The sequence below is a fragment of the Blastopirellula sp. J2-11 genome (assembly GCF_024584705.1).
Classification (GTDB): Bacteria; Planctomycetota; Planctomycetia; order Pirellulales; family Pirellulaceae; genus Blastopirellula.
This window is the reverse complement of the sequence record NZ_CP097384.1, coordinates 1,619,106-1,632,786: the sequence shown is the minus strand read 5'-3', so window position 1 is coordinate 1,632,786 and position 13,681 is coordinate 1,619,106. Positions and strand designations below refer to the sequence as shown.

Annotated in this window: 9 protein-coding genes; 6 read left to right on the top strand and 3 right to left on the bottom strand. The window is 57.1% G+C overall.

The genetic code is table 11. From position 1 onward, the window contains the following. The first annotated feature begins 24 nt into the window (after positions 1 to 24). From M4951_RS06765 to M4951_RS06740, 6 genes are all read left to right on the top strand, one after another. A complete protein-coding gene (locus M4951_RS06765) occupies positions 25 to 531 on the top strand; it encodes a MarR family winged helix-turn-helix transcriptional regulator (RefSeq protein ID WP_262025722.1) in 507 nt (168 codons plus the stop codon). An 11-nt stretch (positions 532 to 542) separates the two neighbouring features. Next, complete coding sequence (locus tag M4951_RS06760; RefSeq protein WP_262025721.1) at positions 543 to 1,412, top strand: radical SAM protein; 870 nt, start codon at positions 543 to 545, stop codon at positions 1,410 to 1,412. Then, positions 1,393 to 1,674 (top strand): hypothetical protein, encoded by a 282-nt coding sequence (locus M4951_RS06755; protein ID WP_262025720.1) that lies wholly within the window; start codon positions 1,393 to 1,395, stop codon positions 1,672 to 1,674. Before M4951_RS06760 ends, M4951_RS06755 begins: the two co-directional genes overlap by 20 nt. 120 nt (positions 1,675 to 1,794) lie before the next feature. Further along, on the top strand, positions 1,795 to 2,460 hold the full coding sequence (locus M4951_RS06750; protein WP_262025719.1) for a sulfite oxidase-like oxidoreductase: 666 nt from the start codon (positions 1,795 to 1,797) through the stop codon (positions 2,458 to 2,460). Positions 2,461 to 3,182: 722 nt separating this feature from the next. Continuing rightward, positions 3,183 to 4,100, top strand: a complete 918-nt coding sequence (locus tag M4951_RS06745; RefSeq protein ID WP_262025718.1) for a response regulator — start codon at positions 3,183 to 3,185, stop codon at positions 4,098 to 4,100. 21 nt (positions 4,101 to 4,121) lie between these two features. Beyond that, positions 4,122 to 6,635 carry a response regulator gene (locus tag M4951_RS06740; protein ID WP_262025717.1) on the top strand — a complete coding sequence of 838 codons (2,514 nt, stop codon included), beginning with the start codon at positions 4,122 to 4,124 and terminating at the stop codon, positions 6,633 to 6,635. Positions 6,636 to 6,643: 8 nt separating this feature from the next. On the opposite strand, the gene M4951_RS06735 is transcribed toward M4951_RS06740, so the two are convergent. Genes M4951_RS06735 through M4951_RS06725 form a run of 3 tightly spaced genes read right to left on the bottom strand, consistent with a single transcriptional unit; the run spans position 6,644 to position 13,681 of the window. Continuing rightward, complete coding sequence (locus tag M4951_RS06735) at positions 6,644 to 7,567, bottom strand: hypothetical protein (RefSeq protein ID WP_262025716.1); 924 nt, start codon at positions 7,565 to 7,567, stop codon at positions 6,644 to 6,646. 2 nt (positions 7,568 to 7,569) lie between these two features. Continuing rightward, positions 7,570 to 11,085 (bottom strand): hypothetical protein, encoded by a 3,516-nt coding sequence (locus M4951_RS06730; RefSeq protein ID WP_262025715.1) that lies wholly within the window; start codon positions 11,083 to 11,085, stop codon positions 7,570 to 7,572. Positions 11,086 to 11,107: 22 nt separating this feature from the next. Next, entirely contained in the window at positions 11,108 to 13,681 is a 2,574-nt protein-coding gene (locus tag M4951_RS06725) for a hypothetical protein (protein WP_262025714.1), read from the bottom strand.

The following is a 13,681-nucleotide window of genomic DNA, read 5'->3' as shown; positions in this document are numbered from 1 at the left end:
GGAAACGGCCAGGAGTCTATCAGCATGATACGTTTTGATTTTGAAAAGAGCGTCGGGTACTGGATTTTCTCGACCGGACATATGCTCTCGCGCGCGATGAACGAAGAGTTATCAGCGCATGGAATCACCTATCGCCAGTGGGAAGTGCTGGCCTGGCTCTCTTATCATGGAGAGATCACGCAAAGCGAACTAGCCGAGCAAATGCGGATCGAAGCGCCGACTTTGGTGGGCGTGATCGACCGTATGGAGCGAGATGGCTGGATCACGCGCGAAACCGATCCTTGCGATCGACGCAAGAAAATCATCCGCGCAACGGACAAGGTGCAGCCCGTTTGGGAACAAATGGTCAACTGTGCGTTATCGGTCCGTGCCCGAGCGATTGTCGGCATTCCGGAAGAAGATCTGGAAGTGATGCGCCGCACTTTGTCGCTGATGCGTGATAACATGGGAGAGAACGTGTTGGGGCCTGTCCCGACGGATGCTTTGGTCGCGCCAACTGGGCCTACCAAAGCGACCACACCCATCGACTAACGCTAATTTGCATGACGACGCATCGGCTGCATACGCTGCATCAGCGCAGTTTTGACGACAACAAATTTGTCTATCCCGTTCTCTCGCGGCGCAGTCGCGGGTTGTCGGTCGGCGTGAACCTGAACCCTGACAAGATCTGCAACTTCGATTGCATTTATTGTCAGGTCAATCGTCGCGAAGAAAGCGAAACGCGCTTTGTCGAAACCGAGCGATATTTCCACGAAGTCGACGAGATGTTGCAGTTGGCTGCTTCCGGCGAGATTTGGGCGACCCCCAAGTTCGCCGAAACGCCCAAAAATTTGCGTCGCATCAACGATATCGCCTTCAGCGGAGATGGCGAGCCGACCACCTATCGCAACTTTGACGAGTTGGTCGGACGCACCGCCGAAATCAAACGTCAGCACGGCATGCATGACGTCAAAATGGTGCTCATCACCAATGCGTCAATGTTCCATCGCGACGTCGTCCAGCGAGGTCTGGAAGTGCTGGACGCCAACAACGGTGAGATCTGGGCGAAGCTCGACGCCGGGACCGAAGACTACTACCACCTAATCGAGCGGACGAAGGTCCCCTTCCAGCGCGTACTCGACAATATCGCCGCCGCTGCCCAAGTTCGCCCGCTGGTGATTCAGACCTTGTTTATGAAGGTTAACGGAGTTGGTCCCAGCGATGCCGAACTGATCGCCTATTGTCAGCGACTACGAGATGTGACGGCCGCCGGCGGAACCTTGAAACTGATCCAAATTTATACCGTCGCGCGTCGACCTGCCGAAGGCTTTGTGGCGCCGATCAGTGACGCCGAAGTCGATCGGATCGTAAAAATGGTTCAAGACAAAACGGGCCTTACCGCCGAAGCGTACTATGGAACCTCCGACTACTAATCCCGACGCACAAGTTCCGCCGCCGCCCGACCAACCGGCTCGTTTGCAAACGACGCCTGGCTCGTGGAAGCTGATGGGGCTGATCATCGCCGCGCTGGTCGCCTGGGGAATCTTCCTTGCCGTAGGCGTATTCCTCAATCTTGGTGGGGAAGCGGCTGATCGCTTTGACATTCGCCGCCCGTTGCTCGTACTTGGCTGCACAATGACGTTTCTTACGTTCTGGCTCGTGCTGCTGTGGTCGAAGAGTCGCCGAACCGCGTAATCACAGTCCATTTCGCTGGCGACCGCCGATCTCAAGTGGGGGCGAGATTGGTCGATTCTCTCGGCGTCGATACAATCGAGTAGACGCTGCAGCATTCTTCCTATTTTCCTTGGTACCTGTATGTTTGAATCGGAACACGACCGCGCCAAATACCAACCCGGCGAACCTCGGAAGCCGGAAGAAGTCACAGAAGAAAACGTCATTATCAGCCCCGACACGCAGCGGGACGAGCGAATCCCGCCGGGCCAATCGCGGACGCGCAAATGGCCGATCTTGCACGCGTCGATCGTGCCGGATGTGCCAACCGAAAAATGGCGGCTGAAAATCTTTGGCCTGGTCGAACGCGAAGTAACGCTGACCTGGGACGAATTTCAAGCGCTGCCGCGCTGCAAAGTTTTCGCCGACTTTCATTGCGTCACGCGCTGGTCACGCTTGAGCAACGTCTGGGAAGGAGTCGCGACGCAGACTCTCTTGCAACTCGCCGGGATCAAGCCCGAAGCGAAGTATGTCCTCTGCCACGCCTACGACAACGGCTGGACTACCAATTTGCCGCTCGAGGACTTTCTCGCGGAAGACGCATTGCTGGCCGACAAGCATGACGGCGTGGAGATCAACGCCGACCACGGCGGACCGGTACGCGGCATGGTGCCGCGTCTCTACGCATGGAAGAGCGCCAAGTGGATCCGAGGTATTGAATTAACAGCCAGCGACAAGCCGGGCTACTGGGAGCGCGGCGGATATCACAACCACGGCGATCCCTGGACCGAAGAGCGATTCGGGTACTAGGGGTCGTAACGCTTGTTAGTTGACGCAAAACTGCGCGACAAAACTGCCAACGGCGAAGCAGATTGCTAATAAGACGAAGACATACGCTTGGTGCATTGGATTTCTCGCAGATCAATCGCCCAAGGCGAGGTGATGAGGAGGGTGACCAATCGGCCACCGCCAATCCAACTGTAGGTCATAAAAAAACCGCCGGCTGCAAGCAGCACGGCGGCTCAGAAATATAAGAAAACCTTCGGTCAAGATGCGACGAGTGGAGTCGCTGCGAGACGGGCGAAACTCTGGCGTGCACTTGCACTAGCCGTTGATGAGTCCGGCCCTCGCAAAAAATTGGTCCCTCTGCCGGATAATGCACCGAAGGCTTCTTTTCCTATTTTAGTCTACCCGGCAAAACCCGCTAGGCTTTGCTAAGCGACAAGTTCCCTGATCGGCAATATTCTTCGGTCTGCTGTAGACCAAATTTGCGAATATTGCGATCGGGCTACGCATTGTTGCGAGTGAGCCGTCAAAGTCAACCCGACTCGGATCATCACGGCAATTCTCCCGCCGCATTCCCCCCCCAAATCGCGACGATTTTCCCACCCGATCTACGCCGTTCTTTAACATCCGCTCTTTATAAAGAGGGATCGGCGGAAGGACTTGCGACATCGGCAAGTTTGCTATCTATCGCCTAATCCAGAAAAAAAATGGCGAAGCTTGCGCCAATTTCTAAGGAGACTCTCACAATGCCGACCGTTTTGATCGTCGACGACACCCCGGTCGACTTGGTTCTATTAGAAGGAATCTTGAAAAAGGACCCGCAAAATAAAATTGCGAAAGCGACCAACGGTCTGGCGGCCCTGGAATTGCTACAAAACATATCGGACGAAGTCGACGTCGTCGTGACCGACCTGAACATGCCCGAAATGAACGGGCTAGAACTGGTCAACCGCATGCAGTCGGTCTATCCCCAGATTCCGGTCGTTCTGACCACCGCGCACGGCAGCGAGGAACTCGCCGTCGAAGCGCTCCAGCAAGGCGCCGCTTGCTACGTGCCGAAAACGCACTTGGCCGAACGTCTCGTCTCCACGGTGCAACAGGTGCGCGCGATGTGCGCCGCCGAGCGCAATTACGAACGTCTGACCCAGGCGATGACCAAGGCCGATTTTGAGTTTCGCCTGACCAATGATCCTGTCTTGTGCGAACGTCTGGTCGAAATGATGCAGCAGATCGCCGGCAGCATGGGTTTGTGCGAAGCGAGCAATCAGGTTCGTCTCGGCATGGCGCTCGAAGGCGCGTTATTCAGCGCCTACTACCGCGGCAACCTAGAGCTGGATCTGGATCAGCTCGAATCACTGCAACTGGATCACCCCGAAGCGATTGCGCTGGTCGAGCAGCGTCGCGCCAGCGAACCTTACGCGTCGCGCGTGCTGCATGTCCAAGCCAGTCTCAGCCGAGACGAAGGATCGTTCGTCATTCGCCATGAAGGTCCCGGCATGGATATCGCATCGATCCCTGAACCGAACGATCCGCAAGCGCTCGACAAATTGGGAAATCGCGGTCTGGTGCTGATGCAAGCCTTTATGGACGAAGCGACTTTTGACAGCGAGGGCGCAACGATCACTATGATCAAACGCCGCGCCGCGGCGGTGGCTCGCGTCTAACGCTCCTTCAGGAAAAATACCGTGACGCATCGCGACGACAGATCGATCTACGCCGAACTCGGCAAACTGCGGAGCGATTCGACGTTGGCCGAATTGCCAGCGCATCATGCTTCTGTCGATGCTTCGACCTGGGGAAAAGAGGTCGAAGAGATCTTCGATAAGCGACACGACTTGCCCGGCGTGCTGATCATGGTAGGGGATCAATTGTTGGGTCTAATCTCGCGCGAAAAGTTTCTCGAGTACATGAGCCGGCTCTTCTCACGTGATCTTTATTCGCAGCGTCCGGTCCGCGTGCTGTACGAGTCGATGAACATCCCGCACCTGGAAGTCTCTGCCGACGCCAGCATTCACGACGCGTCGCGAATGGCGCTTAGTCGTCCGCGCGACGCCGCTTACGAGCCGTTGGCGATTCGCCGCCAAGATGGGACGTTCCGCGTCATCTCGGTCCATATGTTGATTCAGGCGCAGTCGCATTTGCTGGCGATCGCCAAGGATGTGATTCAGTCGCAAAAAGAATCCGCCGACGCCGCCAATCGGGCCAAAGGGCAATTTTTGGCGAACATGAGCCACGAAATCCGCACGCCGATGAACGGCATCATCGGCATGACTGAATTACTGCTGGAGACCGAACTAGCAGCGCAGCAGCGCGAGTATCTGCAGATGATCAAAACGTCAGCCGACTGCCTGGTCTCGGTGATCAATGACATTCTCGACTTCTCAAAAATCGAAGCCGGCAAGCTCGAGATCGAATCGATTCCATTCCAACTGCGTGAGAATCTGGGCGACCTGATGAAGACGCTCGCATTTCGCGCTCATGGCAAAGGTTTGGAGTTGGTCGCGCATGTTCGTCCTGACGTCCCCTGGCGAATGACCGGCGATCCCGGGCGATTGCGGCAAATTTTGGTGAACCTGGTCGGCAACGCGATCAAGTTTACCGAGCACGGCGAAATCGTCGTCCGCGTTGATGTTGACGAGATAAATGAAACCGACGCGCTGCTCCACTTCACTGTCTGCGACACCGGTATCGGCATCCCCGATGCAGCGCTGCAAAAAATCTTCGCCGCGTTTGAACAAGCCGACGGAACCACGACGCGCAAGTTTGGCGGCACGGGACTGGGACTTTCAATCTGCTCTCGCCTGGTCGAATTGATGCAGGGAAAAATCTGGGTCGAAAGTCAGGTCGACGTCGGATCGCAATTCCATTTCACAGCGAAACTGGGGCTCGACGCTCACAGCTACGACGAGCGTCACATTCCTCCGGATGATTGCCGACAGCTGAACGTCTTGATCGTTGATGACAACGATACTTGCGGTGAGATCATCGCCGAGATGCTAACCAACTGGGGAATGAATCCAACCGTGATCGGCGGCGCTGTTGAAGCGATCTCGCTTTACGCGGACGAAGCGGCTTGTCCGAAATTCCAAGTGCTGATCATCGATCAACAGATGCCGGTCCTCGAAGGTACGGAACTGCTGGAGCGAATCCAAAAATCTCCGCGTGGGGCCGCCGCCCATTCGATCTTGCTGACGACCGGAACCTTCGACGAAGAGCCGCCCAATCCTCTGCAAGCGCGCGTCGACGCAATTCTCTCGAAACCGATCAAGCAGTCGGATCTGTTCGACACGCTGATGGATGTCATGGGACACAACGTCGCCGGTGACCTCGCGACGCACAACGCCGGCCATGAACCAAAGCTGGGATCCTGGGGGCGACGTATTTTGCTGGCCGAAGATAACCTGGTAAATCAAAAGCTGGCGGTGCTCTTGCTGGAGAAACGCGGACATCTGGTGACCGTCGCCAGCGATGGCAAACAAGCGGTCAAAGCTTGGAAAGAAGGAGGCTTTGATCTGGTGTTGATGGACGTGCAGATGCCGGTCCTAGACGGCATGGCCGCGACGGCCGAAATCCGACGTTACGAAAAAGAGACCACGCAACATATCCCCATCATTGCGATGACCGCGCACGCGATGAAAGGAGATCGAGAACGCTGCCTGGAAGCAGGCATGGATGGATACGTCACCAAGCCAATCAATGCCCAAGCGATGTACGATGCGATTGATGAGGCCTTGCTCTCCTTCCCACCAACCACTCCCAGTGAAACGTCTGACCTTATCATCCCGCCCCCGGTCGCGGCAATCGAAAGCTCCCTCGTAAAAACGCCTACTTCGCCAAAAGTCGACTGGGAAGCGGCGTTGGCGAATGTTGGTGGAGACGAATCGCTGCTGCAAGCGATGGTCGACGTCTTTCTGACCGACGTGCGAAGAATCTTGAGCGAGATCGACGAGGCGATCGAAGCGAAAGATGGACCGCGGCTCCAGCGCAACGCGCATTCGCTCAAGGGGTCGTTTGGTTATTTCGCCGCCGCCAGCGGGCAAGACGCCGCGATGCTGTTGGAGTCGCTTGGCAAGGACCAAAAGTTTCCCGAAGCTCCGGTCGCACTTCAAACATTGAACGAGGTCTTCGCCGAGATCGAACCAGAACTGAACTTTCTACTTCAGCATGGCAAGACGCCGACCGCCGGTGAAAATGTGTAAGTTGTTCCTTACGGCGATTCCCACTTGTTGCGGCGATAAACCGAGTTGCGCGGATCAAACTCGGTGATCGTTTCCAAGGTCAGCGTCGCCAACGGCTTGTGGTTTTCAGCCGCAGTCAATTCTGACCATTCCGGCACGCTTTCCAAGTCGCTGGCTCCATGAACTTCGGGCAACAACGAAAGCTCGGCCAACACCAGCTTGCGAATCAGCGGCATCGGAATCTTCCCCCCTTCGCAGCCGGGGCAGCTCTTATTCAGAATCGCGACGCAATCTTCGTAACGGATGTCCGACACGATGCTGTCGAACGCCTTCTGTATTTCACTCCGTTTTAGAATCGCTCGAGCCGAGCGGTAATCGCCGCCGCGCAGTTTTCGCAGTCCGGTGATGATTAGCGATTTCCACTCTTCGACTCTCTCGGGGTTGGCCAACTGCACCGCGGGACGTTTGTGGATAAGTTGGGCGTCATGCTCTGGATCCAGCAAATAGGCCATCGCTTGAAAGCGGCTCGCCTCTTCCGGTGAACGAGCAATCGCCGTCATTCCGAGCAAGCAGCTGCGTCCTAAATGAGCCGAATCCAACCGCGCGGCGATCAAAAACAGCCGCAGCGCCGTCTCGCGAGCTTCCGGGTCAATCTTCTTCTGCGCCAACTCTTCCGCATAGTTCCGATAACCTTCCGGTTTGTCGGGACTCAGCTCGGCAAGTCGATTGGGCGAGACCGTCTCGATCACTTCTTCGACATCCCCCAGCGGTATGTCGCGCGTCCGGTTCTTGCCGCCCGCTTGCGGAATCCGTAATCGCAGTACGCCGCCAGAACGACTTTCTACATAACCGGCGACAGGATCCGACTCTCCACGAACCAGCACCACCGCAGCGCTGGTGCAGTTTGGCCCGAGTGACCAACTGATCAAAATGGTGAGCAGGATACGTAACATGGTTATGTCTCTATCCGGATCAATTGCATGCGAACCAGCGCCGCTTCGCCGTTGCGAATTTGCTGGAAAACATTTTGCGAACCTTGATCGACTTGCCGCAGCCGGGCGATTAGCTGATCGGTCGCCAACCGCGAATTTGGCTGCGTACGAACTGCGGCGATCGCCGATAATTCCAGCCAAATTCGCTGCAAAGCCGCAGTTTTGGTTAAATCATTGCGCGCCACCAGCGAGACGACGCGGGAGCGCAACAAGACGTCATCCAATTGCGCCTGCAAATCGGGCGAAAGCTTCGCGGCGGCCAATTGATCCGACTGCAGTTGGATCATCGCTTGCAGCGCGTCGCTGGGAAGCCGCATGATCATGCGCTGCTCGTAGGGAACGCCGGCGATCTCCGCTTGAATTCGGTAGTAGTCCAGCAAACTCGCGGCGGATTGCTCCAAGACGTCGCCCGAGACATCTTCGCCGGCGACTTTTGCATCGTCATGCAAGCGAGGAAGCGCGTCGGAAAGCAAGATGCGCCGCAACTCTTCTTTCCAGATGGTCTTGTCGAGCAACACGATCGGACGACCGATGATTTCGCCCGCCATCCGTTCTACCTCGGAAAGCGGCATGATCGATTCTTCCAAATGATCAGACAACGCTAATCGCAACATGCCTGAAGCGCGAAAGTCGCTTAGTTTGCGAATAACGGCGTCATGTTCATCTCCCAATTTTTTCATCAGCAGATAATCGACCAACCGTTCGGCGTGATAGTAGTCAAGGTCGTCACTACCGGCGATGATTGCGGCCAAATTCTCGTACGCCATGACGCGGCGACGCGCATCATTGGCGCGGCTCAACTGACGAAACGCTTCCCGAATTCGATCCAAACGATCTTTCGACACCAAACGTCGCGCGCCTGTTTTGGAGGCGCGAATCGGTTCAGGTACGTCGCTCGATAGGGATTGAAACAACCGGCGGCCCGATTCTTTTTGCGCGGCGGCGGCGCCCAGCGCCGAGATCCTGGACAACTCCACCGCATCGTTGAGCCATTCGTCAGGCGATCCAAACGCGCTCTCACTCAACTCAATCTGATGCGCCTGGCCGGCGAAAAAGCGGGTCATCTCGCCTACGTCCCCTTGTCCAGCCAAACCAGCCAGCGCGCTGCGCATGACGATAGCAGCGTCGGTCGGCTCCATGCCGTCCACAGTGACGTCGGCCACCTTGGCCAGCAATGATTGCAACTCTCTAGCGACCCGACCGTTAGTCTTGCCCGATTCGAGTAATTCGATCAAGCGGAGCAGCACCGCCAAATTGCGTTGGCTGATCTGCTGGTCCAAGACGCTGCGGTAGCGATTCAGATCTTGAGGAACCCGCGGCAAGATCGCTAACAACGCGTCTCCCCCCAGATCGCTCGCCAACTGTCGGTTCACGTTCGCGCGGACGATTGGCTGCAGCATTTGATGCGTCGCCATCGCTTCGGCTGGATCTTTTTCGATCAGGCGCCCCAGGGAAGCGTATTGATTGCGCGCCAGTTCGTCCGCAAAAACTGCCGCCAAATCCGCCGATGGTCCGGTCACCACCCCAAGTCGCTGCTCTAAGCGAGCGATGATCTGATCACGTCGCTCGACCGCCAACTCGCGCTGCTGCGCGATGTCGACGAACAATCCAAGCGCGACATATTGTTGAGCGGCTTTGCTGTTGGAATGAAGCGCGTCTTCTTTGGCGGGGACTTGTTTCAACAGCGTTTGACTCAGCGATTGAAATGCGGCGTCATCCGGTTCGTCGATCGCCAGACGGCGCAAGATGACGCGCAATTGCTCGGCATGCGTCGCATTCGCTTCGTCGGACGCAGCTTCGATCATCTTTGGAACAAACTCGGCGTATCCTGCGGCCCGTTGCTGGGGATCTTCTTTGGCGATTGCAGCCGTCGCCGCTTGCAGGTCGGTACGTCGACGCCGCAGCGTCAAGAGATCGATTGTTAGCGCTTCGTTCCACCACGAAACCCGCTGAAACCCCTCTTCTTCACTCGTGGGATCCTGTTGCGAGTGGATTCCGGCGCGACCGGTTGGATCGGAACGCCAGACGCTGGGACCTTGGCCGAAATCGGCCCACTCCGGTTTCCCCCAATACACGGCCGCCAAACCGCCGAACAGCGTTATCGTCGACACCAATACCGCAGCGAAGATCCGCCGCCGGCGACGCTTGGCGCGGCGCTCGATGTTCTCGATATGCTCTTCGATAAGCGTGCTCGCTTCGGCTCGTGCGACTCCCCATTGTCGCGCTTCGGCCAGCAACCGCTTTCGATTTTCGATCGAGATAAATCCTTCGTCCGCCAAGAGATCATCGACGATCGACAGGACGTGGGTGATCGCCTGATCAAGCGTGACGACGCGCAACGCTGCGGTCGTGATCGCTTCGCGTACGGTCGCTGAAGCGGTTTCTTCCGGCAATCCGTGGAGGTCAACGCCGATCTGCGTCAATTGCCTGGTCAACAAGTCGCCGACGACCTGGCTTTCGGTTTTCTTCAGCTTATCACAGGCGAAACGGCGAAACGCGGCGATCCGTTCTTCGAGCGGATCGGCCAGACGCGAATCATCTTGTCGCTGCAGCGCGGCGAGCGCTTGCTCTTTTTCATCCTTAGAGAGACCAAACTCCGTTGCCGCTTCGGCGATCATCACGCGACAAACCGAGCTGACTCCCCCCTGCCCTGCGATGATCGAAGCGGCCCGCTGTTGAAACTCGGTGATAGTTTGCTCACGTTTTTCGTCGACAACCGGCGCTTCGCACGGTTCTGTCAACTGCGACAACAAAACATAATTACGACGCTCGGCCGCGGCATAGAGCATGTCACGAGCCAACACCGGCGAGAGTCCAAGTTTCTCCACCCCTTCGGCGATCAATTTCGTTTCTCGCCGCTGGTTGATCCGGCCCGAAGAAATCGCCGCCAGCGCCAGATGGAGGTAATCCTCATACATCTCCTGCGGCGGCTTGCGCGCGATCTTCGGCGGCGCCGGTTCCTTGGTCTCAACCGACTCCTCTTCTTCTTCCGGTTCAGAGATTGCTTCGGCCACGACGAACGGGCCGTGCAGTTCGCTCAGCCAACGCTCGAACTGGTCGTCATCCACCCCAAGTTTCGCGGCCAGCTTCCGCAGCTTCTCTGGCGTCTCGGCGCTAGTGGCCGCAAGCAACAATTTGGCTTGTTGCAGAAAAGAATCACGAAGCGGATCGGACGCTGTCAGCACGCAGCGCGACGCAGGCGGTTCGGTCGGCGGCGACTCCGATTCGACCGGAGTGGTCGGCAACGTGCGCGGCAGCGCCTTCGGAATGGCGACCACTTCGCGTTTCTCGCGAAGATGCTGCAGCGCCGCCTGATACTCTTGATTAGTTAGTCCCAGTTGATCGGCGATGATCGCCAACTGGCCCAAACGCGTTGGGTCAGACGCTCCATAGATCGCCATAAACGACGTAGCCCGACCGAGGAACGCTTCAATGCGACCCGCAGGGCGATCATTCGCAGATGGTTGGTCGTCAGACATGCAGCATTCCGGCGGCGACACTTCACCGCGACGAGGCCAGTTCCTGTTCCACAATTTTTATTTTATCACGCCAAGGGGGAGGTCCGCCTGCGGGATACAGCAACTTGAACTGCGCCAGCACTTTACGAGCTCCCTTGGGGTCCGTTTTGGCAAGACACGCGAGCTGGTGCGACTTGGCTTCAAACCATTCGGAAGAGCCGCGATCCAGCCCTAAAAGCAGTTTACGCCAATGTTCTAGCGAGATCTCCACCATTCCGGCTTCAAACGAAGCTCGGCCCGCTTGTTGCAGATAAGTCCGGTCATCGGGAAAGGCTTCGGCCAGATTTGAGATGACCATAGCCGCCTCGGCTCGCCGGCCAATTAGTTCGGCATACTCGGCGAACTTGCTGGCGGCGACGCGGGCATTTTTCTTTTCACGCAGCGTCTGCGGCGAAGAGCCGAGTTTTTGGACCAGTTGTCGGTAGATCTCAAACGCTTCCGTCCGAATCTCCGGCGTCGCCGTTTCTTGCAGGCGGCGATCGATGTCGAGCGCTCGCACGACCAAAGCGGAAGTTGCGAACGCCGAGTCAGGCGCATTGGCCAATATCCAATCGGCATGCTCCAAGATCTGTTCTGGCTGCTTGCGCTGTTGCGCCAACAACAGCGCCCGATGATGGTAATCCGCGACGGAGCCATCTGAAGTTGGCAATTGCGTCGCGAGGGCAGCCGCGCGTCGAATGCCGCTGTCTCCCACATCGGCCGGCAGCAAACTGCGCCCGGATAACTCGACCGCCATCAACAGCGTGCGTAAGGCGCGAGCGCGATCGCTCTGTGATGATTTATCGCTCAAACTACCGTTGAGCACATTGGCCGCCGCCAGCAGTCGTTTGGCGTAGTCGATCTTCTGACTTTCGTCGGCGGTTTGCTCGATTTGCTGGCGAAGCATGACGCACAAGTCGTATTGCGCCGTCCAATAGTTTGGATCGCTCGCCGGGATATTCGCCAGTTGGTCAATCGAATCACGCAGCGAGCCGCGCGATTGCTGCAAGCGAGCGATCAAGAGATCCGCTTTTTTGGCGTACGAGTGCTCGGGGAAATCCCGTTTCAGATCTTCCAGCACGTCGATCGCCGCGGCGGCGTAGCGGGGATCGGTTTTGGCTAACGATTGCAGCGAAACGAACGCCAACCAAGCGCTTTCGACCGCTTTTTGCGGATTCGACAACTTCAATCCGGCGATCGCCTGACGAAAGGCGCCGCTCGCTTCGGCGAACTGCTTCAAGCGATAGCAGCACCACCCCAGCACGTACTGACACTCGGCCTGCGCTCCAGCGTCTCCCGCAGGAGGATTGGCGACCGCTTTGACCAGCAGCACCTTCGCTTCTTTGTAGTCGCGTTCTTCCTTCGATTCTTCGGCCGCAGCAAATTGTCGCTGCCCTTCCAGCCACAGCAAATAAAAGCCGGGATCGCCGCTGACGTCGATCTTATGTTCGTCCAGCAATTGTATCGCGGCGCCGATGCGCCCTAATTTCGCCAGGCCGACAATGCCGACCAACCCAAGCTGTCGCATTTGCTCAGACGACGTTTCCTCGAGAGGATGAAATCCGACTTGTGCGATCAAGGCGCACAAGCTGATCTTGCCTTCACTTCCATCCCCCTGAAAATGACTCACCAAACGTTGCGATTCGGCCAGCGCTTCGTCATATCGTTTGGCGTTCAACAGACCGCGGACAAACCAATAGTCGGCCTGATCAATGATCTGCGGCGATGCGTCGCTTTGCCGCAGGATCTCAAAAACGCGGCGACTAAAATCCATCTGGCCAAGATACGCTTCGCACAATCCTAGCCCGATTAAGGCCCGTGCTCGCCATTCCACGATCAGTCCTAATTGGAGCGGATCGACGGCGTTGTAATTGTTTCCTTCGATCCCTAGCAACCCCTGAAACAGTTTCATCGCTTCCGGAATCGCGGCGGACTGCGGATTCCCTTCGATTACCGCACGATAGTAGTTGGCCCACGCGGCGAAGTAAGCGGCCCTGCCGGCGACTCCTTCTAGGGCGCGCAGCTCGCGTTCGCGCGCTTCGGCCGTTGGTCCGCTGGGCATCCGATCGACTTCTTCAAACCCCTTGGTGATGTCGCTGCGAAGTTGCTTGGCGGCGACAGTCAACTGAGGCGCGATCACTTTCAAGATCGACGCGGCGGTCTGCTTGGCGTCCGACTTCGACGGATCGGCGATCCACTCGGATGCGGCGGCCTCGGCCCGTTGATAGTCGGCCTGCAACAACATGACTTGCAGCGAAGGAGCGTTGGCCGCCGGGTATTTTTGGATCAGCTTTTGTACGCGTTGGCGATAGGCGTCAAACTGGGCGTCATCTCCGCTCACTTCCATCAACCGCGTGGCGAAGAGATCGGCAAGCTCGCGCAGCGCCTTGCGGCGACTCGCTTCGTCAATCGGCTTTTCGACGTAGGCTTCGCTCAGCAAGATTCGTTGTTCGGTCAAACCCAACCGCGCGAGATAATCATCCACCTGCTTGAACTCATCGTTCAAGATCTCCTTTGGACGATTGTCATAAGACTGCGCAGCAGCAAGCGACGTTGACAACGCCAAGAGCGCCGCCAT

What these genes read in the sequence shown, in the direction of transcription:
- M4951_RS06765 (WP_262025722.1), top strand. Translation starts at nt 25, where the DNA reads ATGATACGTTTTGATTTTGAAAAGAGCGTCGGGTACTGGATTTTCTCG.
- M4951_RS06760 (WP_262025721.1), top strand. Translation starts at nt 543, where the DNA reads ATGACGACGCATCGGCTGCATACGCTGCATCAGCGCAGTTTTGACGAC.
- M4951_RS06755 (WP_262025720.1), top strand. Translation starts at nt 1,393, where the DNA reads ATGGAACCTCCGACTACTAATCCCGACGCACAAGTTCCGCCGCCGCCC.
- M4951_RS06750 (WP_262025719.1), top strand. Translation starts at nt 1,795, where the DNA reads ATGTTTGAATCGGAACACGACCGCGCCAAATACCAACCCGGCGAACCT.
- M4951_RS06745 (WP_262025718.1), top strand. Translation starts at nt 3,183, where the DNA reads ATGCCGACCGTTTTGATCGTCGACGACACCCCGGTCGACTTGGTTCTA.
- M4951_RS06735 (WP_262025716.1), bottom strand. Translation starts at nt 7,567, where the DNA reads ATGTTACGTATCCTGCTCACCATTTTGATCAGTTGGTCACTCGGGCCA.
- M4951_RS06730 (WP_262025715.1), bottom strand. Translation starts at nt 11,085, where the DNA reads ATGTCTGACGACCAACCATCTGCGAATGATCGCCCTGCGGGTCGCATT.
- M4951_RS06725 (WP_262025714.1), bottom strand. Translation starts at nt 13,681, where the DNA reads ATGGCGGCGCTCTTGGCGTTGTCAACGTCGCTTGCTGCTGCGCAGTCT.